This is a genomic window from Sulfitobacter sp. (genome assembly GCF_036960155.1).
GTDB lineage: Bacteria > Pseudomonadota > Alphaproteobacteria > Rhodobacterales > Rhodobacteraceae > Sulfitobacter.
The window spans coordinates 139,514-165,529 of record NZ_JBALWB010000004.1 but is presented as its reverse complement, the minus strand read 5'-3'; the positions used below and the strand labels follow the sequence as shown (position 1 = coordinate 165,529).

General features: G+C 52.8%; 28 protein-coding genes and 2 tRNA genes. 13 read left to right on the top strand and 17 right to left on the bottom strand.

Features of this window, described 5'->3' with window-relative positions; translation table 11 throughout:
* Positions 1-74 precede the first annotated feature (74 nt).
* From V7775_RS12205 to purC, 5 genes are read right to left on the bottom strand one after another with little or no spacing between them, the layout of a single operon-like run.
* Positions 75-1,409, bottom strand: a complete 1,335-nt coding sequence (locus tag V7775_RS12205; protein WP_335752175.1) for a sigma-54-dependent transcriptional regulator — start codon at positions 1,407-1,409, stop codon at positions 75-77.
* Between the two features lie 3 nt (positions 1,410-1,412).
* Positions 1,413-3,185 carry an ATP-binding protein gene (locus V7775_RS12200; RefSeq protein WP_335752174.1) on the bottom strand — a complete coding sequence of 591 codons (1,773 nt, stop codon included), beginning with the start codon at positions 3,183-3,185 and terminating at the stop codon, positions 1,413-1,415.
* Between the two features lie 34 nt (positions 3,186-3,219).
* Positions 3,220-3,888 (bottom strand): phosphoribosylformylglycinamidine synthase subunit PurQ, encoded by a 669-nt coding sequence (gene purQ / locus V7775_RS12195; protein ID WP_335752173.1) that lies wholly within the window; start codon positions 3,886-3,888, stop codon positions 3,220-3,222.
* On the bottom strand, positions 3,888-4,118 hold the full coding sequence (gene purS / locus V7775_RS12190) for a phosphoribosylformylglycinamidine synthase subunit PurS (RefSeq protein WP_335752172.1): 231 nt from the start codon (positions 4,116-4,118) through the stop codon (positions 3,888-3,890). The genes purQ and purS overlap by 1 nt, the downstream gene beginning before the upstream one ends.
* A 24-nt stretch (positions 4,119-4,142) precedes the next feature.
* On the bottom strand, positions 4,143-4,904 hold the full coding sequence (gene purC / locus V7775_RS12185) for a phosphoribosylaminoimidazolesuccinocarboxamide synthase (protein ID WP_335752171.1): 762 nt from the start codon (positions 4,902-4,904) through the stop codon (positions 4,143-4,145).
* 217 nt (positions 4,905-5,121) lie between these two features.
* On the opposite strand from purC, the gene bmt reads away from it, so the two are divergent.
* The 5 genes from bmt (at position 5,122) to V7775_RS12160 (ending at position 8,253) form a co-directional block, all read left to right on the top strand.
* Positions 5,122-6,135, top strand: coding sequence for a betaine--homocysteine S-methyltransferase (gene bmt / locus V7775_RS12180; RefSeq protein WP_335752170.1), 1,014 nt, complete (start codon positions 5,122-5,124; stop codon positions 6,133-6,135).
* 165 nt (positions 6,136-6,300) lie between these two features.
* On the top strand, positions 6,301-6,999 hold the full coding sequence (locus V7775_RS12175; RefSeq protein ID WP_335752169.1) for a corrinoid protein: 699 nt from the start codon (positions 6,301-6,303) through the stop codon (positions 6,997-6,999).
* Between the two features lie 96 nt (positions 7,000-7,095).
* Positions 7,096-7,311 carry a hypothetical protein gene (locus V7775_RS12170; protein ID WP_335752168.1) on the top strand — a complete coding sequence of 72 codons (216 nt, stop codon included), beginning with the start codon at positions 7,096-7,098 and terminating at the stop codon, positions 7,309-7,311.
* Positions 7,311-7,634 (top strand): YbjQ family protein, encoded by a 324-nt coding sequence (locus tag V7775_RS12165; RefSeq protein WP_335752167.1) that lies wholly within the window; start codon positions 7,311-7,313, stop codon positions 7,632-7,634. The genes V7775_RS12170 and V7775_RS12165 overlap by 1 nt, the downstream gene beginning before the upstream one ends.
* The gene (locus tag V7775_RS12160) at positions 7,618-8,253 is read left to right on the top strand and encodes a DUF1638 domain-containing protein (protein WP_335752166.1); all 636 of its coding nucleotides are present in this window, start codon (positions 7,618-7,620) and stop codon (positions 8,251-8,253) included. The genes V7775_RS12165 and V7775_RS12160 overlap by 17 nt, the downstream gene beginning before the upstream one ends.
* Before the next feature lie 18 nt (positions 8,254-8,271).
* Here the strand turns inward: V7775_RS12160 and V7775_RS12155 are convergent, their stop codons facing one another.
* Positions 8,272-8,682 carry a SufE family protein gene (locus V7775_RS12155; protein WP_335752165.1) on the bottom strand — a complete coding sequence of 137 codons (411 nt, stop codon included), beginning with the start codon at positions 8,680-8,682 and terminating at the stop codon, positions 8,272-8,274.
* Positions 8,683-8,777: 95 nt separating this feature from the next.
* On the opposite strand from V7775_RS12155, the gene V7775_RS12150 reads away from it, so the two are divergent.
* Positions 8,778-9,338: a hypothetical protein gene (locus V7775_RS12150; RefSeq protein WP_335752164.1), complete on the top strand. Its 561-nt coding sequence runs from the start codon at positions 8,778-8,780 to the stop codon at positions 9,336-9,338.
* Positions 9,339-9,393: 55 nt separating this feature from the next.
* Here V7775_RS12150 and rnd read toward each other — a convergent pair whose 3' ends face one another.
* From rnd to purM, 3 genes are read right to left on the bottom strand one after another with little or no spacing between them, the layout of a single operon-like run.
* Positions 9,394-10,551 (bottom strand): ribonuclease D, encoded by a 1,158-nt coding sequence (gene rnd / locus V7775_RS12145; RefSeq protein WP_335752163.1) that lies wholly within the window; start codon positions 10,549-10,551, stop codon positions 9,394-9,396.
* 57 nt (positions 10,552-10,608) lie between these two features.
* Positions 10,609-11,205: a phosphoribosylglycinamide formyltransferase gene (gene purN, locus V7775_RS12140; RefSeq protein ID WP_335752162.1), complete on the bottom strand. Its 597-nt coding sequence runs from the start codon at positions 11,203-11,205 to the stop codon at positions 10,609-10,611.
* Complete coding sequence (gene purM / locus V7775_RS12135; RefSeq protein WP_335752161.1) at positions 11,205-12,251, bottom strand: phosphoribosylformylglycinamidine cyclo-ligase; 1,047 nt, start codon at positions 12,249-12,251, stop codon at positions 11,205-11,207. The genes purN and purM overlap by 1 nt, the downstream gene beginning before the upstream one ends.
* Positions 12,252-12,366: 115 nt before the next feature.
* Between purM and V7775_RS12130 the strand changes: the two genes are divergently transcribed.
* Positions 12,367-12,443 (top strand) — tRNA-Ile (locus tag V7775_RS12130).
* Positions 12,444-12,684: 241 nt separating this feature from the next.
* Complete coding sequence (locus V7775_RS12125) at positions 12,685-13,470, top strand: ATP-grasp domain-containing protein (RefSeq protein WP_335752160.1); 786 nt, start codon at positions 12,685-12,687, stop codon at positions 13,468-13,470.
* Between the two features lie 39 nt (positions 13,471-13,509).
* Here V7775_RS12125 and V7775_RS12120 read toward each other — a convergent pair whose 3' ends face one another.
* Positions 13,510-13,962: a DUF4442 domain-containing protein gene (locus V7775_RS12120; RefSeq protein ID WP_335752159.1), complete on the bottom strand. Its 453-nt coding sequence runs from the start codon at positions 13,960-13,962 to the stop codon at positions 13,510-13,512.
* 74 nt (positions 13,963-14,036) lie between these two features.
* Entirely contained in the window at positions 14,037-15,356 is a 1,320-nt protein-coding gene (locus tag V7775_RS12115) for an ATP-binding protein (protein ID WP_335752158.1), read from the bottom strand.
* Positions 15,357-15,400: 44 nt separating this feature from the next.
* On the opposite strand from V7775_RS12115, the gene V7775_RS12110 reads away from it, so the two are divergent.
* The 5 genes from V7775_RS12110 to V7775_RS12090 all read left to right on the top strand — a co-directional run bounded on the left by V7775_RS12110 (position 15,401) and on the right by V7775_RS12090 (position 18,612).
* On the top strand, positions 15,401-16,312 hold the full coding sequence (locus V7775_RS12110; protein ID WP_335752157.1) for an MBL fold metallo-hydrolase: 912 nt from the start codon (positions 15,401-15,403) through the stop codon (positions 16,310-16,312).
* A 78-nt stretch (positions 16,313-16,390) separates the two neighbouring features.
* Positions 16,391-16,465 (top strand) — tRNA-Asn (locus V7775_RS12105).
* Between the two features lie 631 nt (positions 16,466-17,096).
* Entirely contained in the window at positions 17,097-17,387 is a 291-nt protein-coding gene (locus tag V7775_RS12100) for a hypothetical protein (protein WP_335752156.1), read from the top strand.
* A 65-nt stretch (positions 17,388-17,452) separates the two neighbouring features.
* The gene (locus tag V7775_RS12095) at positions 17,453-18,289 is read left to right on the top strand and encodes a site-specific integrase (protein ID WP_335752155.1); all 837 of its coding nucleotides are present in this window, start codon (positions 17,453-17,455) and stop codon (positions 18,287-18,289) included.
* A 116-nt stretch (positions 18,290-18,405) separates the two neighbouring features.
* Positions 18,406-18,612: a hypothetical protein gene (locus V7775_RS12090; RefSeq protein WP_335752154.1), complete on the top strand. Its 207-nt coding sequence runs from the start codon at positions 18,406-18,408 to the stop codon at positions 18,610-18,612.
* Between the two features lie 281 nt (positions 18,613-18,893).
* On the opposite strand, the gene V7775_RS12085 is transcribed toward V7775_RS12090, so the two are convergent.
* From V7775_RS12085 to V7775_RS12060, 6 genes are all read right to left on the bottom strand, one after another.
* Entirely contained in the window at positions 18,894-19,715 is an 822-nt protein-coding gene (locus V7775_RS12085; RefSeq protein ID WP_335752153.1) for a DUF6635 family protein, read from the bottom strand.
* A gap of 231 nt (positions 19,716-19,946) precedes the next feature.
* Positions 19,947-21,230: an amidohydrolase family protein gene (locus V7775_RS12080; protein ID WP_335752152.1), complete on the bottom strand. Its 1,284-nt coding sequence runs from the start codon at positions 21,228-21,230 to the stop codon at positions 19,947-19,949.
* Positions 21,230-22,174: an ABC transporter permease gene (locus V7775_RS12075; protein WP_335752151.1), complete on the bottom strand. Its 945-nt coding sequence runs from the start codon at positions 22,172-22,174 to the stop codon at positions 21,230-21,232. Before V7775_RS12075 ends, V7775_RS12080 begins: the two co-directional genes overlap by 1 nt.
* Positions 22,175-22,178: 4 nt before the next feature.
* Positions 22,179-23,228, bottom strand: a complete 1,050-nt coding sequence (locus V7775_RS12070; RefSeq protein WP_335752150.1) for an ABC transporter permease — start codon at positions 23,226-23,228, stop codon at positions 22,179-22,181.
* On the bottom strand, positions 23,218-24,759 hold the full coding sequence (locus tag V7775_RS12065; protein WP_335752149.1) for an ABC transporter ATP-binding protein: 1,542 nt from the start codon (positions 24,757-24,759) through the stop codon (positions 23,218-23,220). Before V7775_RS12065 ends, V7775_RS12070 begins: the two co-directional genes overlap by 11 nt.
* Positions 24,760-24,765: 6 nt before the next feature.
* Positions 24,766-25,773, bottom strand: coding sequence for a BMP family protein (locus tag V7775_RS12060; protein WP_443070119.1), 1,008 nt, complete (start codon positions 25,771-25,773; stop codon positions 24,766-24,768).
* Positions 25,774-26,016: the final 243 nt, after the last annotated feature.

Sequence of the window (26,016 nt, the reverse complement as noted above, 5' to 3'; positions counted from 1 at the left end):
AGCGACGATCATTCGGAATTCAAAGGGGGCGCATCTGATGCGCCCCTTTTTCGTTTCTCAAAGCATTTAAAGCCTTACAAATAGTCCGAGCGTTGAAGCTGGTATTTTGCCATCTTTTCATTCAACGTCCGGCGCGGCAGACACAGCTCATCCATCACACTGGCAATTGAGCCCTTGTGCCGGCGCATCGTGTTATCGATCAACATCCGTTCAAACGCTTCAACATATTCCTTGAGCGGCTTGCCTTCGGTTGTCATCACGGGTTGCATTTCGTCATGATCAGACATCAACAACGAGGCAATTGTACCCGACCCACGGCGCGACTGTAGCACTGCGCGCTCTGCTACGTTGATCAGTTGACGCACATTGCCTGGCCAAGGAGCTTGTAGCAGTTGCGCGGCTTCTTGCGCAGAGACTTGGGGCGCTACACAGCCATATTCATCCGCAAATTGTTCGCTGAGGCGTGTGAACAACGTCAGGATATCTTCGCCGCGCTGGCGCAATGGTGGCACCGTGATCCGCAACGCCGCCAAGCGGTAGAACAGATCAGAGCGCAGTACATCTTCAGACGTGCGGCCTGCTTCTTGTAGGTTAGAGATCGCAACAATGCGTGTTTCGGCAGGTGTGCCCTGCTCGTTGATCACCGACAACAGCCGTGCTTGCAGTGTTTCACTCAGTGCTTCAACATCTTCAAGCACAAGCGTGCCGCCGCGCGCTTCTTCAATGGCAGGCAGTTGGGCATCTTCAGGCTGCATTGGGCCAAACAAGCGCTTGCTCAGCGTTTCTTCTTCAAATGCAGATGCGCTGACCAGTACAAACTTTTTGCCCGCCCGCGACCCAACAGCATGCAGCGCATGGGCCACCAGCGTTTTGCCAGTTCCTGTTTCGCCATCAATCAGGACGTGACCATCCGCCTGCCCCAAATCAAGGATATCCTCGCGCAAGCGGTCCATCACGGGGCTTTGGCCAATCAGCTTTTTCATCAGCTGGCCACCATCGCTCAGCTCGCGGCGCAGCAAACGGTTGTCCATCACCAGACGCCGCGATGCAGTTGCCTTTTTGGCCAGCTCGCTCATCCGGTCAGGGTTGAAAGGTTTTTCCAGAAAGTCGAAGGCGCCAACACGCATGGCCTCAACAGCCATCGGAACATCGCCGTGACCTGTGATCATGATCACGGGCAATGCACTATCGCTGCCCATCAATTTTTTCAGGAACTGCATTCCGTCCATGCCAGGCATTTTAATATCCGAGATCACAATCCCCGGATATTCTGGCCCCAGCACCTTCAGCGCGTCTTCCGCGCAGGAGAATGTTTCGGTGTCATACCCAGAAAGAGCCAGCCATTGGCTGATCGACTGACGCATATCCTGCTCGTCATCGACAATCGCAATCTTCATCGCCTGTGCCATATTTTACTCCGCCGCCTGTGTTTCTTTTGTGCCGCCCTCAAGGATCGGCAATTGCATTTCGAATACCGCGCCACCACCCTGGCCGTTACGCGCCGTTAGACGCCCGCCCAGATCGTTCACGATCCCCGATGAAATGGCTAGACCAAGGCCAACACCATCACCGGGCTGTTTGGTTGTATAAAACGGCTCAAAGAGCGCGTCCAAGTCTTCAATGCCCGGACCATTGTCGCGCACCGTCAAAGTTGCGGTCTCTCCCGCGCTTAAAATGATCTCTACCAACGGATGTCTTTCCGACTTGGTAGCGTCCAATGCGTTGCGCAAGAGATTGACCAAAACTTGTTCGATCCGCATCCGGTCACCCAGTGTATAAACCGAGTCTTCTGGTAGGATGCGCGAGATCTGTACTTGGCGTTGGCGCAACTGCGGTTCCATCATGCTAAGGGAAGACGCCAAAGCATCAGCCATATTCACCGGTGAAAGGGCCTCTTGGCCCTTACGGGCATAGGATTTCAGCTGTCGGGTGATTGCCCCCATTCGTTCAATCAAATCATCAATACGGCCAAAAGAACTCAGCGCTTCTTCGGGGCGGTTGCGGCGCAGCAAAAGCCGCGCACCCGCTAGGTAGGTTTTCATCGCCGCCAGCGGTTGGTTCAATTCGTGGCTTACCGCCGCAGACATCTCGCCCAAGGCGGCCAATTTACTGGATTGTTCAAGCGTCTGTTCAGCCACTGCAAGCGTCTCTTGAACCCGCTTTCGCTCAGCGATTTCCCGCTGTAGTGCGGCGTTTAATGCGCGAAGCTCTGCCGACTCGCGCTGGAAAATCGCTGCACGTCCCGCAGTTTTGCGGCTGAGAAAATAAAAAGCCAGTGCCAAAAGAATCGCAAATGCCATAACCTCAAGCGCTAAGACGCCATTAACCCGTTCGCGCACAGAGGCATAGGTGGTGTAGCTGATCATCCGCCAGCCGCGGAAATTCACCCGTGCCTCCAGCCGCATCACGGCCTCACCTTTTAGGTAGGCATCGGGTGGCAAAGCGGTCCAGTCAGCGGTTGCTTGGATTGCGCGTTCAATTGCGCCTTGCGGTGTTTCGTTGGTCAGCGCTTCATCTTCGGTTCTGCCCCGCCAACGCGATTCAGTCGCAAGCAGGATCGCACCATTGCTGTTCGTCACGATGACAGCGTCAGAAATACCTGCCCACGCCCGTTCAAATTTCTTAAGATCCACCTCAACAGCGATCACACCAACCGTCGTGCCGCCATTTTGAATACGTCTGGAATAGAAAAAGCCGTAATCGCCAGTGTCACGTTGGATGACACTAAAGATTGTCGCATTCGAGCGGATCGCGTCTACGAAATAAGCCTCCGAGCGGTGGGCTGATCCAATGCGATTACGATCTGTCGCTGCAACCGTACGCCCATCCGTATCCAACAACATCAAAGATGCGGCGCCGATTTCTTGGACAAAAGAAATAAGGCGCTGGGTCGAAAGCGAATAATCCGCGCTTTCCAAAGCTGCAATCAACGTCGGGTCACGGCCCAACAACTGCGGTACAATTGCATTTTGGCGCAGTTCAGCCAAAAGATTACCGCCATAGAGCGCGATACGCAGTTCCGCGCGGTTGCGTGTGGTTTCGGTGAAACGGTCTGTTAGCAAACGGTTAGTGACCGAAATGATCACAACCGCAAAAACCAACATGACCGCTAAAGCGATGCGAACCCGCCAACTGATTGCGGCAGGCTGCCATCGTGAATCTATCGAACTGCGGTCATCTTCCATAACGCACACTACCAGAGTACGGCGCGGCCTCAAGTCAGGCTGTGGTCAAAGCCCCAGCCAATGCGCGGAACAGCGCCGTCCCGTCTGTGCCACCATGTCCGGTGTCCGCTGCACGTTCTGGGTGCGGCATCATTCCAAGTACACGGCGGTTGTCAGACAAAATACCTGCGATATCAGCCTGCGCGCCATTCGGATTTTCCGTATAGGTGAACGCAATGCGGTCTTCGCCTTTGAGGGCTGCAATTGTTTCTGCATCCGCAAAATAGTTACCATCATGGTGTGCGATGGGAATATCTACGACGTCGCCCGCGTTATAAACGGTTGTGAAATCGGACGCCGATGTCTCGACCTTCAGACCAACGGTTTTGCAGATGTATTTTAATCCTGCGTTGCGCAGCAAAGCGCCTGGCAACAGACCCGTTTCCGTGAGCACCTGAAAACCATTGCAGATGCCCATGACGTACCCACCGCGCCCAGCGTGGGCTGCAACGGATTTACAAATGGGCGAATTGGCTGCAATCGCACCACACCGCAGATAATCACCATAGGAAAATCCACCAGGGATACCTACGATATCAACGCCTTGCGGCAGTTCGCTCTCTTTGTGCCACACCATGGTGACTTCGGCGCCCGCCTGCTCAAATGCAACCGCAAGATCGCGGTCACAGTTTGAGCCGGGAAATACGACAACAGCTGCGCGCATTAGGACATCTCCACCGTGTAGCTCTCGATTACTGTATTCGCGAGCAGCTTTTCGCACATCTTTTCGACGTCCGCTTGGGTAGACCCATCCGCTAGATCCAGCTCGATCACTTTGCCTTGGCGAACACCTTCTACGCCATCAAAGCCCATCGCACCCAAAGCGTGGCGCACGGCCGCGCCTTGCGGATCCAGAACACCGTTCTTTAACATTACATGCACCCGTGCTTTCATGGCGCGTCCCCCTGATTTTAGTCTTTAGTTGATCAATGTTGGCTTAGTGATGGGCGTGGATGGTGTTGGAATAACGCCCAAACGCCGCGCCACTTCGGTGTAGGCATCCGTAAGAGAACCTAAATCGCGGCGGAACACATCCTTGTCCAGCTTTTGACCTGTCTCCATATCCCACAAGCGGCAGCTGTCAGGCGAAATTTCATCTGCAACAATCAAACGCTGGAAGTCACCTTCAAACACGCGACCGATTTCGATCTTGAAATCGACCAGTTTAATACCGACACCAAACATAATACCGGACATGAAATCGTTCACCCGTAACGCGAGGCTTAGGATGTCTTCCATGTCTTGCTGGCTGGCCCAACCGAAGGCCGCGATATGTTCTTCGCTGACCAGCGGATCACCAAGAGAATCGTCTTTGTAGCAATATTCGACAATTGGGCGCGGCAGCTGTGTGCCCTCTTCAATGCCCAAACGCGTAGACATTGTGCCAGCAGCGTAGTTGCGCACGATTACTTCCAACGGAACAATCTCGACCTGACGGCAAAGCTGCTCACGCATGTTGAGGCTTTTGATAAAGTGTGTTGGCACACCAATCTGGTTCAAACCCGTCATAAAATACTCGGACAAACGGTTGTTTAGAACACCTTTGCCATCAATGACGTCTTTCTTTTCTGCATTGAATGCAGTGGCGTCATCTTTGAAGTATTGAACGATTGTTCCCGGCTCTGGGCCTTCATAGATAATCTTAGCTTTGCCTTCGTAGATTTTCTTGCGGCGGGCCATGGGCGTCCCCTGTCGTTGCCGGGCGCGGGGGAGTCCCGCTGCCCTGTTGTGCCCCTCTTAGTGTACAGTTCACTCTGCTGCAAGCACGGTACGAGCAGAGATGAGTTCGCCGCATAATTCGCGGGTTTGTTCATAATCAAGATGAACATTATGAATATTGCTACAAATTCAGGCGCGTGACAAAAGCCAACGTAATAGCGAATGGAGTGCTGTCCCAATGTCGAACCTGTTTACACAGATGCTAGCCGAAAAAGGTGTGCTGTTGGCCGATGGTGCGACAGGCACCAACCTGTTCAACATGGGTTTGATGTCAGGTGATGCACCCGAGATGTGGAACACTGATGAACCCGAAAAAATCCTGACGCTTTATCGCGGCGCAGTGAATGCGGGATCTGATCTGTTTTTGACCAACAGCTTTGGTGCAAACGCCTCCCGTTTAAAATTGCACAACGCTCAAAACCGCGCCCATGAGTTAAGCCGTGTTGCTGCTGAACTTGGCCGTGAAGTAGCCGATACTGCTGGTCGAAAGGTGATTGTTGCGGGATCCGTTGGACCAACAGGCGAAATCATGGAACCCGTGGGCACCCTATCGCATGCGTCCGCTGTTGAGATGTTTCACGAAACCGCTGACGGCCTGAAGGCTGGCGGTGCAGACATTGGCTGGCTTGAAACCATTTCCGCCCCCGAAGAATACCGCGCCGCAGCCGAAGGGTTTGCATTGGCAGGTCTACCGTGGGTCGGCACCATGAGCTTTGACACGGCCGGACGCACGATGATGGGCCTTACCTCTCCGGGAATGGTCGACATGGTAGAAGAAATCGAAAACACGCCGCTTGCATACGGTGCCAATTGCGGCACCGGGGCATCTGACCTGCTGCGCACTGTGCTCGGCTTTGCCGCGAAGGGTGGATCACTGCCCATCGTCGCCAAAGGCAATGCAGGCATCCCAAAATATCACGATGGCCACATCCATTATGATGGCACACCCGAACTGATGGCCACCTACGCGGTTATGGCGCGCAATTGTGGTGCACAGATTGTTGGCGGTTGCTGTGGCACCATGCCCAACCACTTAGAAAAAATGCGCGAAGCGCTTGATACAACGGCCAAAGGTGCTGCGCCCGAGCTGGAAGAAATCGCTGCCGCACTTGGCGCGTTTTCATCTGACAGTGACGGTACAGACGGTGCAGGCCCCACACGCGCACCCCGCCGTGGCCGCAGACGTAGCTAAACAGTTTGTTCGATTATCCTTTGATTATGAAAAATCTGACACAAACTGCGTCACCGCGTCGCGGCTAATGCGTTTGTTGTCGCAAATGCTTTAGTAATTTCGCCGCAGTTTGACAAACATGAGAAAAACAACGGTCAACCAGCCCGCCAAGAAAAGGGAATCCTAATGTCTGACGAAGACGAAATCATCCTGTCCGAACTCAATGATGAAGAACTTGTCCAACAAATGTTCGACGATCTTTATGATGGTCTCAAAGAAGAGATCGAAGAATCCGTCAACATCCTAATCGCACGCGGTTGGATCCCCTACGATGTGCTGACCAAAGCACTGGTTGGTGGCATGACCATCGTTGGTGCGGACTTCCGCGATGGCATTTTGTTTGTGCCCGAAGTGTTGCTGGCTGCAAACGCCATGAAGGGCGGCATGTTTATTCTCAAGCCGTTGCTTGCAGAAACAGGCGCGCCGCGCGTGGGCAAAATGGTCATTGGAACAGTCAAAGGTGACATTCATGACATCGGCAAAAACCTTGTTTCGATGATGATGGAAGGTGCTGGTTTTGAAGTGGTCGATCTGGGCATCAACAACCCGGTTGAAGCATACCTTGAGGCGCTGGAAAATGAAGGCCCCGACATTCTGGGCATGTCTGCCCTGCTGACCACCACAATGCCCTACATGAAGGTCGTGATCGACACGATGATCGAACAAGGCATTCGCGATGATTACATCGTGTTGGTAGGTGGCGCACCGCTGAATGAAGAGTTCGGCAAAGCCATCGGCGCAGACGCCTATTGCCGTGACGCCGCAGTAGCGGTTGAAACAGCAAAAGAATGGGTTGGCCGCAAGCACAACAGCTTGAGCGCGTAAGCCTTTAAAAACAAAGAGGCTCCTCCTTATTTGAGGCGGAGCCCCTTTATTCGGAACGGTAATATAACTATGTTGTTTCCAACAGGAGACTTATAGATGCCACTTGACCGCTTAGTTCTAATCATTGCTTGCGTCCTTATCTCAGCCGCTGTCACTGTATGGCTAGGCGTGGTTCTATTGACTGCATTCAGTGTTCCTTTTGGATGGCTTGCGTTAATCCCCGCCTCTCTGGTCGGGTACGTAGTTTTTCGCGTAATTGCTGAACGTGCAGGAAACAAAACCGAAGACCACTACGATGAAATGGAAAACTGATGTTGATTGTCACAACGGACACCGTGTCCGAACATAAAATCATTGAAACACTGGGCCTTGTGCGCGGTGCAACTGTCAGGGCAAAACACATCGGCACGGATATCGTTGCAAGCCTCAAACAACTGGTTGGTGGTGAGCTGACAGGGTATTCTTCCCTTTTGGCGGGCGCACGTGAACAAGCGATAGACCGGATGATAGCGGATGCAACCGCCAAAGGCGCAAATGCAATTGTCGGAATGCGTATGCAAACTTCCTCAATCGCCAAAGGATCATCCGAAATCGTGGCGTATGGAACGGCGGTTCGCCTTGGCACTTCCGAGTGACGAAACCCTAACTTCCGAAGGCCTGCCGCCGCAGGCCAACGGGCGTATTTTGATCATCGCATGTGGTGCATTGGCCCGCGAAATTCTAGATCTCAAGGCGGCAAATGGCTGGACCCATCTCGACCTGACCTGCTTGCCCGCCAATTATCACCTCTATCCAGACAAGATAACCGATGCCGTGCGCGATAGCGTCGCCAAGCACCGCGATTCCTATGATGATATTTTTGTCGCTTACGCCGATTGTGGCACGGGTGGTTTGCTACAAGCAGCCTGCGCTGAGCTAGATGTGCACATGATAGCGGGGCCGCATTGTTATAGCTTTTTTGAGGGTAATGATCGTTTTGCAGAGATATCCGAAGATGAGATCACAACCTTCTATCTCACCGATTTTCTTGTTCGCCAATTTGATGCGTTTATCATAAAACCCATGGGGTTAGACAGACATCCTCAATTACGAGACATGTATTTCGGTAACTACGAGAAGCTGGTCTATCAAGCCCAGACCGATAACCCCGCACTTGTCCTAAAGGCCCAGGCTTGTGCTGAGCGATTAGGACTAGCGTTTGAACATCGCTTTACCGGATACGGCGACCTTGAGCACGCGCTCGCCAAAATCTGAGCACGTCAGCACGCCAAATTACACCTCGCGGGCGGCGGTTTCGCGGACACGTTCAATCATGGCCGTAAGACCGTTTGAGCGTTGCGCTGACAGGTGATCATTTAACCCCAAACGTCCCATTTCAGCGCGTGCATCCACGGCCATCACTTCGCTCGGCGTTAGCCCATTATAAAGCGTGCGCAAAACGGCAATTAGGCCCGACACAATCATCGCATCAGATGCCCCGTCAAAATGCAGCTTACCGTCTTGCATCTCGGCATGCAGCCACACCTGACTGGCGCAGCCATCTACCTTAGTGGCAGGCACACACAGCACTTCGGCTAATGCATCCATTGATTTCCCTTGATCAATTACATGCCGGTAACGGTCTTCCCAATCTTCAAGAAATTCGAAATCTTCGACAAGCTCTTCAAATGCTGCGGTCGCCATCGGACGCTCCTATGATCACTGTTGATGCATGAGGTAGGCGTTGATTGGCTAAACGTCCAGCCCAACCTCTTCCCAACCGTGCAGGGATGGGTTAAGTGATTATACAACGAGAGTATTTCACGGCAGGTCCTATGCGAATTTCCCTTACGGTTCTTTTAATTGCATCAGTCTCTTTGGGTGCATGTGGCATTGTCCGCAATAGCGCGTTGAACCCGACAAACTGGTTTGACCGGAGCACATCTGAACCAATCGAGGTTGTCGACGAAAAACCAGTTAACCTCCTTATTCCGAAGAAATCTGGACTGTTTGCAAAAAGCAGAGCGGATGCAGCGATCTATCTCGGCGAGCCCATTGATGAAATCGTTGATCTAACGATCGAACGAGTGGCCGGAGGCGCAATTATCCGGGTAACGGGTCGTGCAGATCGCCAGGGCCTCTATTCAGTCCGCCTCACACCTGTCGTTGAAGATGAAACCCCAGTGGACGGCGTGCTTTCGTATCGTCTGGAAGGTATCGAACCTGACGCCAATACAGCAGTTGGGGCAAGTGCCACACGCGAAGTCACCGTAGCGCGCAAAGTAACCGACCAGGATCTACGCGGTGTAAGCACAATCCGAGTTGAGGGTGTGCGCAACGCACGGGTTGCGCGCCGCTAGGCTCTGCGCAACCACTGACTTGTAAATCTAGTGAAATGAAAAAGCCTGCAGGGACTTAAACCTGCACGGCCTTCACGTTATTGCCAACTGCTGTCAGGGCGATCTTACCTTCACACAGCGCCACAGCATCGTTCCCGAACACCTCAAGCCGCCAGCCGCTCATCGCTTGCACGTCGCGGACACCTCCCGCTATTGCATCCAGATCAGCCGCAGTTGCAATCAGCTTGGCCGCAACCCCCGAGCTTTCTGTTTTGGCCTTTAGCAACACACGCAACAGATCGGCCAACGCAGGGTTTACCTGTAGCTTTTCACGGGTGCGGTCGGGTTTGGGCAGATCATCGTTAGGACAGGCAAGCCCCGCAACCACTGCTTTTAGAATGCCGTCAGCAATATCGCCTTTGCGGGCGTCGCGCAGCAGCAGCCGCGCACGGCCCAATTCTTCGTGGTTCTTTGGTTTGTTTGAGGCAAGCTCAACCATTGCATCATCTTTATAAACGCGATTACGCGGGATGTTGCGTTCTTGAGCATAGGTTTCACGGAAGGCAGCCAGCTCACGCACAATTCCCAAGAAACGTGTTGAGTTGGTCCGTGTCTTCACCCGCTTCCATGCATCGCGTGGTGCTGTGATGTACGTATTGGGGTTGGTCAGAACTTCAAGCTCTTCTTCGACCCACTTGTGACGGCCCGATTCTTCGAGTTTTGCCGCAAGGAATTCATACACCTGACGCAAGTGCGTGACGTCTGCCAACGCATAGGTCTTTTGGGCATCTGTCAGCGGGCGACGTGACCAATCAGTAAAGCGGGAAGTCTTGTCCACGCCTTCCTTTGCGATCTTGCGCACCAATGTCTCATAGCCGACCTGTTCGCCAAAGCCGCACACCATGGCTGCAACTTGGGTATCAAACAAAGGTTCTGGAAACACCTGAGCATCCACAAAGAAAATTTCCAAATCCTGACGCGCAGCATGGAATACTTTTACAACCGATGTATCGCGGAACAGCTCGTATAGCGGTTCCATCGACATATCCTCGATCAGTGGATCAACCAATACTGCGCCGCTGTCGTCCGTGCCTGGCATGGCCAGTTGAACCAAGCACAGTTTGGAATAATATGTCCGCTCCCGCAGGAACTCAGTATCTACTGTGACAAAGGGATGTTTGGCTGCCTCTAGGCAATATTCTGCTAGTTCGGCGGTGGTGGTAATCGTGCGCATATAGCTAAATTCCTCAGGCTTCCCTTAGCGGTACAGAATGAACAGCCGTTTGGCCAGTCAACATTGTAAAATCAATGGCGTGCGATCACCCGTCACAAACTGGCGCAGCACTGCAGGATACAAACGATGTTCCTGTACAAGCACCTTACCGGCAAGGCTTTCGGGTGTGTCATCAGGTGTTACGTCAACGTTGGCCTGCCCTAAAATAGGTCCATCATCCAATGAGGCCGTGACTTCATGAACGGTACAGCCGTGCAGTGTATCGCCTGCTTCAATTGCGCGGGCGTGCGTGTGCAGCCCTTTATATTTGGGCAGTAATGAGGGGTGGATATTAATCATCCGCCCTGCCCATTGATCCATAAAGCCGCCCGTCAGAATGCGCATGAAGCCGGCAAGGCATATCAGGTCAGGTGCGTATGGTTTTAGTGCGGCGGTTATTGCGGCTTCAAATGCGGGGCGGTCGCCTTTGAAAGGACGGTGATCAACGACAACGGTTGGCACGCCGCGCTCTGCAGCACGCGCCAAACCCCCTGCATCTGCATTATTGGCCAGAACAACACATGGCGTTCCCTTGTGGCCATCGCGCGCCATATCATCCAGCAGCTTCACCATATTGGAGCCACCACCCGAAATGAACACAGCAACACGCACCATCAGACGAGGTTGCCCCCGTAGGCGACGCCCGCGTCCTCAACAACAGTACCCATTGCAAACACTGTCTCGCCCATGTCGCTCAGCAACTTGGTTGCGGCTTCGGCTTTGTCCGCAGGCACAACAACGATCATGCCAACGCCCGAATTATACGTCTTGAGTAGTTCAGTTTCATCCATCCCGCCATGCGCTGTTAACCAACGGAATACCGGCGGCAGCTCCCATGCATTCAGATCAATCTTGGCACCCAGCCCTTCGGGCAGGACACGCGGCAGGTTCTCCGTGAGACCACCGCCGGTGATGTGGGCCAGCGCATTCACTAAACCCTCACGGGCTGCAGCAAGTGCTGGCTTTACGTAAAGACGTGTTGGGGTCAGCAATGCCTCACCCAATGTTCCAGCATCCCATGGGCATGGATCATCCCACTGCAGGCCAGAGTGTTCTACAATCACGCGCACAAGGCTGTAACCGTTGGAGTGAACGCCGTCGCTGGCAAGGCCCAGCAATACATCCCCCGCCGCTACATCGCGCGGCAACGTGCCACCACGTTCCATCGCGCCAACACTAAAGCCCGCAAGGTCAAAGTCGCCTTCGGGGTACATACCAGGCATCTCGGCGGTCTCACCACCGATCAATGCGCAGCCGGACAATTCACAGCCCTTTGCGATGCCTTCAATAATACGCGTCGCTGTATCCAGCTCCAGTTTACCAGTAGCAAAGTAATCAAGGAAGAAAAGTGGCTCTGCGCCCTGACACACTAGGTCGTTCACACACATGGCTACCAGATCGATTCCAACACCATCCACGTTGCCTGTATCGATCGCGATCCGCAACTTGGTGCCGACACCATCTGTGGCCGCCACAAGAACCGGATCGTTGTACCCAGCGGCCTTAAGGTCAAACAATGCGCCAAAGCCACCTAGCCCCGACATCACACCCGAACGTGAGGTACGCTTTGCCGCAGGTTTAATGCGTTCAACCAGTGCATTGCCTGCATCAATATCCACACCTGCGTCTGCGTATGTGATCCCGTTTTGTTGCTCGGTCATTCTAAAAAGCCTCTGGCTGCGAAAATTCTGTTGCACGCGACCTAAATCATTCCGCCCAAAGTCGCAACGCAAACCCTTGACGAAAGCCGAATTGCACAATACCAGCAGCAGCGGCGGGCCTGTAGCTCAGTTGGTTAGAGCAGAGCGCTCATAACGCTTTGGTCGTAGGTTCGAGTCCTACCGGGCCTACCAATCCTTCCGCTAACAGCTTGGTTCTGCACTGGGAACCAGGATGACGTATTGGCGTATTGAAAAATCACAAGACCTTTCCCAGTTTTCGACATGGAAATCCTCCTTTAGTACTGACGCATTGCGGTTGGCCGCAAATATCCCAGAGGGCAAATTTCAATCCGCCACGCGAATGTCTGCTATTGAGATTGAGAAACCTCTGCTTAATCATATATTTATTTGAGAATTGAAAGGTTCAAGGCCAATGCAGTGGTTGCTCCAAGAATTCGAAGACACTCACAAGCTTGCCGAGGCGCTCGACCGCCTCAAAATATCGTATACTTGGCACAAAGTTGTGCCTTTTGTAGGTGATTTAATTCCTGAACCCGTTGTGAATGACCCAGACGCTATTGTGATGTTTGGATCATATGTCTTGTGGAGATACGCACGGGACAAAAAGCTGAATCCCGGCGTGTTCAAGTTAAGACCTTTTATTCACGAAACAGCGTGGCATCCCTTCCTGCTAAATGGTTCAGATGCGTTTTTTGTTTCCCTGAGCGACATACCGAATAATTTGACCGACGATGGACAAGACTGGTTCTTTCGACCTGTCGACGACAGCAAAGAAGTGGCAGGTGGTGTGAACTCGGCGTTAGAAATCATAAAGTTAGCCGAAAAGGTGCTATCTCTTGATAAAGCTGAAATACCCAATGGATCCCTTCGTCACGACACCCAGTTAATGCTGACTAAACCTGTACGCATCCTAAAAGAATGGCGACTTTGGGCTGTTGGCGGAAAAATTGTCACGTACTCATTATACAAAGAAGGATTTCGTGTCGTCTACCGGCACGAGATTGACGACGACGCTTTGGCCTTCGCTCAGCATTTAGTAGATATAAATCCTGACTATTCACCAGCCTATGTTCTAGACATCTGCCGCACTGCGGAAGGATTGAAGATGCTCGAAACAAATTGCATCAATGCTGCTGGCTTTTACGCCGCTGACCTCATGAAATTGGCATCAAAAATCGATGAACTCTCCGAGATTTGAGCACCAAAAGAGCTAATTCAATCACGCAGCATTGACGCGCTAGTTGCGCGTTGGGCTAACGCACCAGTTCACTTTCATCTCAACAACGGTTTCGCCCGATGCATCGCGAATGTCGATGTTCACGTCAAACGCGGTTTCACCCCGCGCCTCGATCTCGGCCATCAGCTCTGCACTGTCTCGCGACATGCTTGCAGTTGCGGTTAATGTCCCTTGAGCAAACTTTCGATACGTAATCTCGGCCATTTCTGCCACCGGGCGCATTTTCAAGATTACAGGTGCTAAGGCCCCTGCAACGGCCGCACCAGCAGCGGCCTCACCTAACGTGAACATAGCACCTGCATGTTGGCCCTGAACATTGTTTTCGGTCTTGCGGCGTTGTTCCATCCGTGCGGTTGCTACGCCATCCGTGACATCGATTAGTTCTACACCAGTGAATGTTGCATAGGGAACTGCCAGCCCCTGATGGGACGTTATCATTTTATAAGGATCCATGCGCGAGTACCTCTTTTGATATAATTTATATCACAATGCACCCTACCTATGCGTGTATCAAGTCCGTCGGCTGATTAACGCGCAATGACGATATCAGCCCGCAAACCGCCCAGACGCTCAGATCGGCCTAAGCGAAGAACGCCTCCGTGGCTTCGCGCGACGTCCACGGCTATCGCAAGGCCAAGGCCCACGCCCCCGCCCTTATCCTGATTGCGCGCGGGATCAAGCCGTGTGAACGGACGTGTCGCTTGTTCCCGTTGGTCTTCGGGAATGCCGGGGCCGTCATCCTCAACGCGGATACGCAAAGTCTTCTCACTCAGCATGACGGAGACTTCGGCCCGCGCACCGTACCGAACGCCATTTGAGACCAGATTATCAACTGCGCGCCGCATTGCGACCTCTCGCAATTGCACTGTGCCTTGACCCTCTCCGTCACGCACCATGAGCGTTACATCGCGCCCTGCCCTTTGCGCGCCTTCCACGATGTCTTTGATCATCGCAATTGGATCAACGGGCTCAGGCTCACCCTCGGCAGCGCCTTTGGCAAAGTCTAGAAATTCATCCAGCATTCCCTGCATGTCAGCGACATCTCGCAGCAATGGCTCGGCGTCATCTTCATCCAACATCGCAAGCCCCAGCCGCAATCGCGTCAAAGGTGTGCGCAAGTCGTGACTGACACCCGATAACATTAATGTACGTTGCTCAATGTGACGTTCAATCCGGTGACGCATGTCCACAAAGGCGCTGCCTGCCGCACGTAATTCAATTGCTCCTGAAGGCGCATAGGGTACATGGCGGCCCCGCCCAAAAGCTTCCGCTGCGCGTGCCAAGCGTTTGATTGGACGTAATTGATTGCGCAGGTAGATGATTGCAATAAGCGTCATCAGAACACCAAAGGCGATTGTATAAACAAACATCTGGTGAGGGTTGGCTGCTGAAATCCGGCGTCTGTTAAATTCAATCCTCATCAAACCATGAGCGCCATTCACGAAAACCGTGACCACGCCACCATCGACCAGATCAACCGCAACAAACCCTTCAAGTCGGTTCGCCAGCCGCTCTGTCAGCACCGAACCGGAATAGTCATACCAAGCGCGTTGGTTTTGGGGTTCGGCCATTTCAGCCACCAACGCGGTTATTCTCAACGGAGCCAGCTGTTCCTGAACGGCCTGCCCCCCAAGGGTGCCTGATGGGGCATCATTCACGACCTGCATCACCAAAGCCAGTTCCCGCAGGACAGTATCCGTCATTTGATGGGTCACACCTTCGAAATGACGCTGGGCAAAAATAACGGTTACGACCAATTGCAAAAAGACCACCGGAAGCAGCAAAATCAATGCGGCCCGTCCGTAAATCCCGCGAGGCATATAGTGTTTAAGGAGGTTCCATGACATGCATAAAACCTAATACGTCAACGCTCCAAGCGAAAGGTCAAACGATGCAAGCTCCTGATGACTTCGATCCACCCGTCGGCATCGCCGAAGTCCTTGAACCTGGATTGCGCCGTATCGTTGCCCCCAACCCTTCGCCAATGACTTATCGTGGCACCAACACTTACCTTTTGGGCGAACGAGGCTTAGCTGTGATTGACCCCGGACCAGACAGCAGCGCCCATCTTGCGGCGATCCTTGAGGCTGTTGGCCCTGACCAACACGTTAGCCACATCATCGTGACCCACACCCACCTTGATCACTCTCCCCTATCTTCGGCGTTATCCAAACACACAAGTGCCCCTATTCTTGCGTTCGGCGATGCACACGCAGGCCGATCGACTGTTATGCAACAGCTTGCCGCATCAGGTATTGTTGGGGGTGGCGAAGGCGTGGACACACATTTTCGCCCTGATGAGTTGTTGCCAGATAGCAGCACAATCTCAGGAGACGGTTGGAAACTAGACGTGATCCACACACCAGGGCACATCGGCAACCACATCAGCCTCGGCTGGAAAGACGCCTGCTTTACCGCCGATCACGTCATGGGCTGGGCATCTTCTCTGGTGTCCCCACCAGATGGAGACCTCACCGATTTCATGCTGTCCTGCACCCGATTACAATCAAGCGATTGGCGGGTCTTCTATCCCGGCCATGGCCCACAAGTTGATGATCCAGTTGCACGGCTCAACTGGCTCATTGCCCACAGGCTTTCGCGAGAGACATCGATTTTGGAGCATTTGGTGGCAGGTCCTGCGGACGCCTCTACTCTTGCGTCGAAAATCTATACCGAGACACCCCCTGCCCTACTTGGCGCAGCGATCCGCAATGTATTGGCCCACCTGATAGACCTGCAGGGACGTGGCCTAGTGAGCCACGATGGCCCACTCCACGAAAGCACTAAATTCGCCCAACTTTGACCGTATAAATTTTTTTCGTAAATCACACCAAATCCCTCTAGACGCCCGAAAAAACCGCCGCTATACGATGCAGACCGTTCCGACGTAGCTCAGCGGTAGAGCAGTTGACTGTTAATCAATTGGTCGTAGGTTCGATCCCTACCGTCGGAGCCATTTTACCTTAATATTTCATGCACTTGCCTGAAATGAACAAAGGTTTTCTGGCATAAGGTTTTCCCCAGTAGTCGTATAGTAGTCAGTCGTGCTGGATGGGATCATTTGATGCTTGAGTTCCATTTTTTCATCAGCTGCACTAAAAAATGAGATACCCTGACTGACGGGGAACGCTTATTTTTTCCCTCAACCACATGGACAGATAGCGGACCTTCGCTGCGTCTTGCACCAACGGCAGCTATGCGCAGATAGTGACCTTTGCAAAGTCAAGCGAACGGCCCTTTGCGGACCTTGGCCACCATATCAAATGCTGCGGCGCGGCCCGTCATTGCGGCCATTCGTGCAGAGCGCTGCATTTTGTCGGTGAAAACGTCAGTGTGCAGGACGTAGCCTCCGTTCGTTGAGTTTGCATACCCAAGCGGTTTAAGAACTGTTGCACCAGTTGCCGGTTTCAGCGATTTGGCGCAACAACTTGCTCGAGAAAACTGTGCACAGCACTCTGAGAGAGAATGCCGCAGATGGAATTGCCAATAAAAGCCCTCCCAGAAGTAAGAAGAAAAGAGACGAATACACTGCCCATCTTCGAAAATGCCGGTCCTGTGATTGAAAAAAACTCCTCATCAAATCCAGAATGACATCTTCGTTTTTATTGTTTGCGAACTCAACCGATGCCTTTGTTATCGAAACATCCTCAGTAAGCCAGTTTGCCCGGTCTCTGAACTCAGCACCTATGCGGCTGCGTCGAGCATTCACCGTTCTGTACATGGATCTTACCCTGCGGGCCATCGTTGAGCGTATGAACGCCATTAAACACACTGAAGGCATTGAGGAAAAGACACTGCGCCAATACCTGAGCTTTGCGGTGCTATTCGCGATGTTGACCGGACTTGATGACTTACCAAAATTCGCCAACCGGACGTGAAGGCCTTCCGCGCCGACCTCGCCCAGATGCCGAAAAGCTGGGGCAAAAGCCCCAAGGATAAAATTATGACTCGCGATGAAGTCATGGCAAACGCCGCGGCGCGTCCCACTGATAAGGTTGGCCTATCTGTAGGGACCATCAACCGCCACCTTGATCACCTCAATCAAATTGCCGATTGGGCGCGGGATGAAGGCCACCCCGTTGATCCTATTCTCAAACCCTCAAAACTACGCCGGAAAGAAACTGTCCGCGCCCGTGATAAACGCGATGCCTTCTCGCTGGAGCAGCTACGTCAGGTCTTTCACAGCCTGGTCTGGAACGGATCGCATTCAGAGCACTACCAGACCGAACCCGGAAGCACGATCTTCAAAAACGGCATCTATTGGTGCCCACTCATTGGCGCATATACTGGTGCTCGCCGTGAAGAAATCGCAGGCCTTTCCCGCTCTGACATTGTCGAAAACGATGGCGTGACGTGCTTCTCAATCGAAGATTCAGAATTGCGCCGGGTCAAAAACCTGTCTTCACGCCGTTTGGTTCCAATCCATTCCCACCTGCTTGATCTTGGTTTTTTGGATCATGTGCGACAGGCTAAGGGGAACGATCGAAACTGCCTCTTCCCAGAGCTTTATGAAGCTGGAAACAACATTTTCGGCCGCAAGGTGGGCCGCCGAATCCGTCAGGTCATTGATCAGAAACTTGGCGCGGAAGGCAAAAAACTCTCCTTCCACAGTTTTCGGCACTACGTACAAAACCAGCTTGATCATGCTGGAATTGATGACAAAGTTGTTCGCGATATCACCGGACATGAAGGCAAGGACATCCACGATAAGGTCTACCGAAAAGCGTCTCCGATGCTGACTCTTGTAGGGGCTATTGAAGCCATCCCCAAAGTCACCTGATCTCGCATACATTACCTATCAAGGAGGCGTTTCAACGGGCGGAAATGCTTTAAGAAACTATCCGCAGTGGTGGCTGATCCACCTTACCTCGACGAGACCGCATAGGAATCGCCGCAATGGATGAACTGATGACCCAGATCGCGTCGGGAGACGCAGAAGTCACCGAGGACGACATTACCATGAAAGACATGCCCTCATTCATTGAACGCCTGTTGGGACCCAAGCCATCACACACAAAAATCGGCAACTTATTTCGGAAACTGGTCAATCTCATCGGGCGCGTGAGCGAAAGCGAACAACGCCGGCCCGACCAGTCACCATGACCGCTCTATATAGAAAAGACATCATATTCCAAATGCCACGAACGGGTCTTTGCTACCGCTGTGCGAAACGCGCCTAATGACCGCTCCCAACCTGCGTGCCGTTCAGCTTCTGCTGGGTCACACCAAGATGGACAGTACAGTGCGATATCTTGGCGTTGAACTTGAAGACGCCTTGGCCGTCCAGCGCTGCGGTGCAGCTTTCGGATTGCTGCCATTTAAAAACAGCGCGGCATTTTTCGGATTCATTGTTGTTCGGCCATCAGAGATCTCAGCAAATGCCCTCACCCGCGCAAGACGCGCCACAAGTTGAGCACGATGTCAGTGATATCTGCGAGTCTGGCTGTGATATGCTCTCGGGCAAGACCACCGCTGTGATCCGGATCAACCTCCAATCGGGCTAACAGGCGGGACAATCGGCGCCGGTGCGTACCAGTCATGACCTGTAGCGGATCGGCGATCACCCCAGCGAATGTCGTTACGACAGACGCCAACATCGCCAGCCCGATACCTGTTACCACCACTTGCCAAGCCTCGAGACCAGTCGAGAAAACACCGTAGTACATTTTTCCCAAACCTTGGCCGAACGGGAATTGCTCTACTGCAAGAGCGTGCGCTCCCATTTCGGCCACTGGCCCCGCGAGAGAGATCAAGCCTGGCGTCGCAGTCTGAAACACGATGAAGCCCGCTATCATGACCAAGACTGTCGTTGTAATCTCTGCCACGGCGCTGCGAACGCCAGCATAGTCACCCACTTCATGTTCCAACACGCTATCAGAAACGGTGCCGCCGTCGCCCCTGACTTTAAGGTCAACAACAAAAGCCAATACAAGTGCGGCAACCTGCCGTGAAACGTTGGTTTCGAGCAAAACCTTACGGTGTGACAACCAGTTTCCCATGCGATGAAAGCGCAGCAGCTTGGCCAAAAGACCTGCCAGTCGAGTTATGATAAGAACTGGTGCAAGCATAACATTTACCGGTGCACGCAGAAGATCCGCGCCAAAAGCCGAACGATGAAGGCGCAGCGTTCCCCGCAGGCCGAAAGTCGTGCGCACAAAAACACTCATCTCTGCGCGACTATTAACATCTGCATTCCGATTGTTCATGATCGCGGCCCCCAATTCACACCCATCGCTATCTTATGTGGGTTATCGTGTCACAATTCAAAGTGTCCGACGCCAATGTGACAGATGGTCCTTAGCGGACCTACACCATGACTTTCTAATGCTACGGTGCGGCCCGTCGTAGCAGCAATCCGTGCAAAGAGCAGCATTTCAAAAACTTGCAGAAGCGCGATACCGGACTTGTTAAAGTGCTATGCGCCAGCGTTGATGAAATCATGCGGTGTTTGGAGCATGCCTTCTTCGCGATGATTTTGGGCGTTCTGGCAAAGATAGCGTTGCGTCGGCCCGCGGTGTTTGACTGACAATACGGCCATTTGAGACAACACATAATCGGGTAGCGCGAAGCCTAAGAGCTTCGATTGGATCGTTGGCATCAAGGACTACCAAAGAAGCCTTAGCGCCGACATGAAGTCCGTAGTCTTTCAAACCCATCGTTTTAGCGTTGTTTACCGTAACCATATCAAAGCATGTCCGCATGTCGGCAGGACTGGTCATTTGTGCGACATGCAGCCCCATGAAGGCCACGTCAAGCATGTCCGCAGTGCCAAGCGAATACCACGGGTCAAGCACGCAATCTTGACCCCACCCGACATTGATTCCCATGGCCAACATTTCTTTTACGCGCGTCAAACCGCGACGTTTGGGAAAAGTGTCATGCCGTCCTTGCAGGACAATATTAATCAGCGGGTTTGGGATCACGTTTATTTCAGCTTCGGCAATCAGCGGAAGTAATTTCGAGACATAGTAGTTGTCCATCGAATGCATCGACGTCAGATGCGATCCCGCGACTCTGCCATTGAGGCCTAACCGCTGTGTCTCAAATGCGAGCGTTTCGATGTGGCGTGAATGTGGATCGTCAGATTCGTCGCAATGCATATCCACTTGCAAACCACGCGCGGCGGCTATTTCGCAGAGTTCTTTCACCGACGCCGCCCCATCCGACATTGTGCGTTCAAAATGCGGGATCCCCCCAACAACATCGACACCCATGTCCAGGGCACGGATGGTGTTTTCACGCGCGGTGGGATCACGGTAAAAACCGTCTTGTGGGAAGGCGACAAGCTGCAGATCGATGTAGTCTTTAACCTGCTCTCGCACCTCAAGCAGCGCCTCTACCCCCAAAAGCCGGTCGTCACAGGTATCGACGTGGCTGCGGATTGCCAAGAGCCCCATGCTCGCGGCCCAATCGCAATAGGTCAGTGCGCGGGCGATGATATCGTCTTGGGTCATGACCTGCTTGAGTTCACCCCAAAGCCCAATCCCTTCAAGCAGCGTGCCTGATGTGTTGATCCGCGGAAGGCCATAGGACAGTGTTGCGTCCATGTGAAAATGCGGATCGACAAAAGGCGGGCTAACCAAATCGCCGGACGCGTCAAACGCTTGACCCGCTTGCGCTGAATCAAGTGATCCGATTGCAGTAATCTTATCACCCACAATCCCGATGTCTGCAACTTGCCCATCTGGCAGCGTGCCACCTTTGACGATCAGATCAAACATCAGCGTTCTCCTTTATTGAACGGAACCATGAGCGCAGCAGGCACTTCAGCGCGCCGCGACATCAGAATAAGCGCGAAGATCGATAGGATATACGGCATCATCAGGAAGATTTGGTAAGGGATGTGTGTGCCCAAACTTGTTTGTTGCACGCGAATTTGGAGTGCGTCAAAAGCTGCAAAAAGAACCGCACCGAGCAGAGCCTTACCGGGCCGCCACGATCCAAAGACAACCAGTGCAATACAAATCCAGCCGCGGCCATTGACCATCTCAAAGAAGAAGCTGTCGAATGCCGACATGGTCAAGAACGCACCGCCAACTGCCATCAGACCGCTGCCAACCATAACCGCCCCCATGCGGATTGCAGTGACGGATAGACCTTGGGCCGCCACCGCTGCGGGATTTTCACCGGCTGCGCGTACGGCGAGTCCAAGGGGTGTGCGGTAGAGGACCACGCCAACGACCCCAACAAGAATGAAGGCGAGATACGTCAGTGGTGTTTGTGAAAACAACGCCGGTCCAAGTAATGGGATGTCCGATAGGATCGGGATTTCATATGGCTGGAATGCTTCGATTTTTGGTGGACTTGTTACTTCTGGTAACGCCAATCGATAAGCGTAATAGGTGGATGATGTGGCCAGCAAGGTCACGCCAAGGCCCACAACATGCTGAGACAAGCCGAACGGCACCGTGAGCGTGCTGTGAAGCAGACCAAATAGCATCCCCACCAGCATCGCGACGCACACGCCAGTCCAAAGTCCTGTGCCGGAATAAACCGCCATCCAACCTGCAAATGCACCCGCGACCATGATGCCCTCGATACCAAGGTTCAACACGCCTGCACGTTCGCAGATCAACTCTCCCAATGTGGCAAAGATCAGCGGGCTAGCGATGCGAATTGCAGCGGCCCAAAAGCTTGCGGTGAAGAGGATTTCGATAACTTCCATGACGCTAATCCCTCACCACACGAAACCGCGTTAGCATGATGGCCAGCACCATAAGAAGGAGTGCTGTCGCAAGCATGATGTCCGCTAGATACGTCGGCACATCAGCAGCACGGCTCATACTGTCAGCACCCACAAAAATGCCAGCTACAAACAATGCGGCTACGATCACGCCAAGCGGATTGAGCAACGCCAACATCGCCACGATGATCCCTGTGTAGCCAAACCCAGGCGACAGATCGAGCGTGAGACTGCCCTTTAGTCCGGCCACTTCAGAAAACCCTGCCAATGCTGCAAGACCACCGGAAAGCAGCGCAGTTTTCACAATCACCACGTTGACTGGAATGCCGGCGAAGGCAGCGGCATCCTTGTTTAAACCAACCGCGCGCATTTCGTAACCCAAGGTGCTGCGTGTTTGGATAATCCAAATGCAAATAGCTGAGAAGATTGCAAGACCGAAGCCCCAGTGCAGGCGGAGCCCATCCACAATTCGCGGCAATCGCGCCTCTGGTATGACACGGGCAGATTTCGGCCAACCCATGCCCATCGGGTCTTTGAGCACCCCTTCAAGGAGCATTGAGATAAACAGTAGGAAAATGAAGTTAAACAGCAATGTCGTGACGACTTCATCAACGCCAAACCGCGTTTTAAGGAGCGCGGGAACCAATAGGACAATGGCCCCAGCTAAGATAGATGCGACAATGATCAACGGTAGAATCGCAAAGCTGGGCCACGGCAAAACTCCGGTCCCGAGTAGAACTGTCATAAGCGCACCTGCATAGAGCTGTGCCTCTGCACCGATGTTCCAGAACTTCGCACGGAATGCGACGGCGACTGCGAGGCCCGTGAAAATTAAAGGTGTTGCGCGATTTAGCGTTTCAAGGATTGCGAACTGCGATCCAAACGAACCTTTAAGGATCAATCCGATGACAGAAAACGGGTTTGCACCTGCGATCATAGCCAAAAGCGATGCGATCACGATCGTCGAGATAAGAGCGATTGCAGGTGGGACCAGCTTGCGGGCCAGTGTCGGGTTCTTGATAGGTTCAAGACGCATGAGAAATGTCCGTTTCAAACCCTTGACCAGCCATCCAAAGCCCCAGTTGCGCAGGTGTCATTTCGCCTCGCTTAAATTCTGGCGAAAGTCGCCCATCTGAAATGACGTGGATCACATCAGAAAGCGCCATAACCTCATCCAAATCCTCAGAAATCAATAGCACCGCTGCACCCCGTTCCCGTGCCGCCAGCAATTGGCTGTGCACATAGTTGACTGCGCCGATATCAAGCCCGCGAACCGGTTGATTTGCCAAAATGATCTGTGGGTTAGCCTCAAGCACACGCCCGAGAATCAGCTTTTGCATGTTACCGCCAGACAGAAGCCGGATCGGTGTGTCTGATCCTGGGCAACGCACATCGTACTTATCGATAATACCGTCCGCAAAGGCCCTTGATTTACGCCAGTTCAGCCAACCGCCATTGCTAAAAGCCGGGGATTTATATTGTTCCAATATTGCGTTCTCAACAAGGTCAAAGTCAGCAATGGTACCGGTCTTGTGCCGGTCCTCAGGGATACGCGCGATACCGCTTTGCACCGCGATACGAGGCGTCCATTTCTGAACCGTGTCATTCCCCAGAACGACTTGCCCGTCATTTGGATCGAGCAGCCCACCAACAACATCGGCCATCGCGGCCTGTCCGTTCCCAGACACACCCGCAAGACCGACGATTTGACCTGCTTTCAAGGTCAATGAAACTGACTTCAAACCGGGAACGCTGCCAACATCCGCAGTCGTAACATTGTGCAACGCAAGCAACGGCGCGCCCGGTTTCGCAGGCGAGACTTCCGGCGCTGTCGCCTCAGTCCCCATCATCATCGCGGCCAATGCGTTTTTATCGGTATCTTTTGTATCCACACCGCCTGCCATTTTCCCGTGCCGCAGCACAACAACCCGATCCGCGATAGCCATAACTTCATGCAACTTATGCGATATGAAGATGATCGAAAGCCCTTCTTCGATGGCAAGCCTCAGCGTTGCGAACAGATCATCCGTCTCTTGTGGCGTCAATACGGCTGTCGGTTCATCAAGGATCAGAATCCGCACATCGCGGTAGAGTGCTTTGAGTATTTCAACCCTCTGACGCTCCCCCACAGACAAGGTTCCGACACGCGCATCTGGCGCAACAGCAAGGTGGAATTTCTTTGACAGAGCCGCAATCCGTGTCTTTGCCACAGCCCGCCCCAAGCTTGGCTTCAACAGCGAATGGACACCCAACGTGATGTTCTCTTGGACGGTCAGATTATCGGCCAGCGTAAAATGTTGGTGCACCATACCAACACCGGCATCCAAAGCCGCCCGGGAATTGCCGGGCGGCAATGTATCGCCGAATACGCGAACAGTTCCGCTATCGGCCGTGTATTGGCCGAACAGAATATTCATGAGTGTGGTTTTCCCCGCGCCGTTCTCACCCAAAAGAGCGACAACTTCACCAACGTTCACAGAAAGGCTGACCGCGTCATTTGCGGTCAGCTCTCCAAATCGTTTGGTTATGGCATTAAGGGAAAGTGCCTCAACTGCATCCTTGGACATGTTCGATTAAGACGACGATGGTTCGTTGTCGTTAATCGTGACCGAGAACGCACCTGATTTAATCTCAGATTCACGCTGGGCAACCAAAGCAAGTGCTGCTGCTGGAACTTTGCCGTCAAATGTGCCCAAAGGCGCAAGACTGGTACCGCCTTGGTTCATGAACGAATAAGCACCGTAGTCCGCAGCGGAAAAGCTACCCGCCTGCACTTCGGCGATTGCTTTATCTAACGTCGGCTCAAAATGCCAAATCGCAGAAGCAACAACCGTTTCAGGGTAATCGGCCTGCGTATCAATGACGTTACCGATGGCTAGAATACCTTTTTCCTGCGCGGCGTCAGAAACACCAAACCGCTCAGCATAAAGTACATCCACACCGTTTTCGATCATCGCAAACGCGGTTTCCTTAGCCTTGGGTGGGTCGAACCAGCTGCCGATAAAGCTGACTTGGAACTTAATATCTGGGTTCATCTCAAGCGCACCGGCCATGAATGCGTGCATCAGGCGGTTCACTTCGGGAATTGGGAATCCACCAACCATGCCGATATTTCCAGACTCTGTCATCGCTCCTGCAATGATGCCTGAAAGATAAGAGGCGTCTTGAATATAGTTGTCAAAAACCGAGAAATTAGATAGCGTTGCGTCTTCTTTAAAGCTTGAGCCCATCAAGAACGCTACGTTTGGATATTCAGCCGCGACTTCACGTGCTTCTTGTTCCGCACCAAAGACTTCGCCAATGATCAGTGTGTTACCTGCCTCAGCATATTCTCGCATCACACGTGCATAATCAGTATTACTGACATTTTCCGAGAACGAATAATCAATGTCGCCACGATCCTGCGCCGCAAGTGCCGCTTTATGAATGCGGCTGACCCACTGCTGTTCGACAGGTACAGTATAAATGCCCGCCGTTTTTATCGGTTCTGCAGCCATTGCCCGCCCAGCCCCAAGTATCAGCGACGTTGCTGCGGTGGTCGCCATGAAGTGCCGGCGGTTAAGATTTTTTGTTTTCATCATCAGAATATCCCTAACAGAGTTTTGAAAAGTAACTGCCTTCTTGATCAATTGGTCAAGAAAATTCTCCATTTTGGAGATCTGCCGCCCTCATCTACGTTAGTTTGCCTGAATTCCCCATACGCTTAGCCACAAAATGAGGCAGACATCCCGTTTCCCTAGAAAGCCACATCCATTAGCTCGTGTTCAGTCTGCATAGCACATCTCGATCGAAGTGAATGTCCGGTTCCTCTTCTGCATCAAAAT

Excerpts from the sequence above, each read along its gene's own strand:
- purC (WP_335752171.1), bottom strand. The coding sequence starts at position 4,904 with ATGGCCCGCCGCAAGAAAATCTACGAAGGCAAAGCTAAGATTATCTAT.
- V7775_RS12165 (WP_335752167.1), top strand. The coding sequence starts at position 7,311 with ATGTTGATTGTCACAACGGACACCGTGTCCGAACATAAAATCATTGAA.
- V7775_RS12085 (WP_335752153.1), bottom strand. The coding sequence starts at position 19,715 with ATGAACAATCGGAATGCAGATGTTAATAGTCGCGCAGAGATGAGTGTT.
- V7775_RS12205 (WP_335752175.1), bottom strand. The coding sequence starts at position 1,409 with ATGGCACAGGCGATGAAGATTGCGATTGTCGATGACGAGCAGGATATG.
- V7775_RS12200 (WP_335752174.1), bottom strand. The coding sequence starts at position 3,185 with ATGGAAGATGACCGCAGTTCGATAGATTCACGATGGCAGCCTGCCGCA.
- V7775_RS12175 (WP_335752169.1), top strand. The coding sequence starts at position 6,301 with ATGTCTGACGAAGACGAAATCATCCTGTCCGAACTCAATGATGAAGAA.
- V7775_RS12110 (WP_335752157.1), top strand. The coding sequence starts at position 15,401 with ATGCAAGCTCCTGATGACTTCGATCCACCCGTCGGCATCGCCGAAGTC.
- V7775_RS12095 (WP_335752155.1), top strand. The coding sequence starts at position 17,453 with ATGACTCGCGATGAAGTCATGGCAAACGCCGCGGCGCGTCCCACTGAT.
- V7775_RS12125 (WP_335752160.1), top strand. The coding sequence starts at position 12,685 with ATGCAGTGGTTGCTCCAAGAATTCGAAGACACTCACAAGCTTGCCGAG.
- V7775_RS12060 (WP_443070119.1), bottom strand. The coding sequence starts at position 25,773 with ATGATGAAAACAAAAAATCTTAACCGCCGGCACTTCATGGCGACCACC.
- V7775_RS12170 (WP_335752168.1), top strand. The coding sequence starts at position 7,096 with ATGCCACTTGACCGCTTAGTTCTAATCATTGCTTGCGTCCTTATCTCA.
- V7775_RS12065 (WP_335752149.1), bottom strand. The coding sequence starts at position 24,759 with ATGTCCAAGGATGCAGTTGAGGCACTTTCCCTTAATGCCATAACCAAA.
- V7775_RS12075 (WP_335752151.1), bottom strand. The coding sequence starts at position 22,174 with ATGGAAGTTATCGAAATCCTCTTCACCGCAAGCTTTTGGGCCGCTGCA.
- V7775_RS12080 (WP_335752152.1), bottom strand. The coding sequence starts at position 21,230 with ATGTTTGATCTGATCGTCAAAGGTGGCACGCTGCCAGATGGGCAAGTT.
- V7775_RS12155 (WP_335752165.1), bottom strand. The coding sequence starts at position 8,682 with ATGGCGACCGCAGCATTTGAAGAGCTTGTCGAAGATTTCGAATTTCTT.
- purN (WP_335752162.1), bottom strand. The coding sequence starts at position 11,205 with ATGGTGCGTGTTGCTGTGTTCATTTCGGGTGGTGGCTCCAATATGGTG.
- V7775_RS12070 (WP_335752150.1), bottom strand. The coding sequence starts at position 23,228 with ATGCGTCTTGAACCTATCAAGAACCCGACACTGGCCCGCAAGCTGGTC.
- bmt (WP_335752170.1), top strand. The coding sequence starts at position 5,122 with ATGTCGAACCTGTTTACACAGATGCTAGCCGAAAAAGGTGTGCTGTTG.
- rnd (WP_335752163.1), bottom strand. The coding sequence starts at position 10,551 with ATGCGCACGATTACCACCACCGCCGAACTAGCAGAATATTGCCTAGAG.
- V7775_RS12090 (WP_335752154.1), top strand. The coding sequence starts at position 18,406 with ATGGATGAACTGATGACCCAGATCGCGTCGGGAGACGCAGAAGTCACC.
- V7775_RS12100 (WP_335752156.1), top strand. The coding sequence starts at position 17,097 with ATGACATCTTCGTTTTTATTGTTTGCGAACTCAACCGATGCCTTTGTT.
- purS (WP_335752172.1), bottom strand. The coding sequence starts at position 4,118 with ATGAAAGCACGGGTGCATGTAATGTTAAAGAACGGTGTTCTGGATCCG.
- V7775_RS12120 (WP_335752159.1), bottom strand. The coding sequence starts at position 13,962 with ATGGATCCTTATAAAATGATAACGTCCCATCAGGGGCTGGCAGTTCCC.
- V7775_RS12115 (WP_335752158.1), bottom strand. The coding sequence starts at position 15,356 with ATGTCATGGAACCTCCTTAAACACTATATGCCTCGCGGGATTTACGGA.
- purM (WP_335752161.1), bottom strand. The coding sequence starts at position 12,251 with ATGACCGAGCAACAAAACGGGATCACATACGCAGACGCAGGTGTGGAT.
- purQ (WP_335752173.1), bottom strand. The coding sequence starts at position 3,888 with ATGCGCGCAGCTGTTGTCGTATTTCCCGGCTCAAACTGTGACCGCGAT.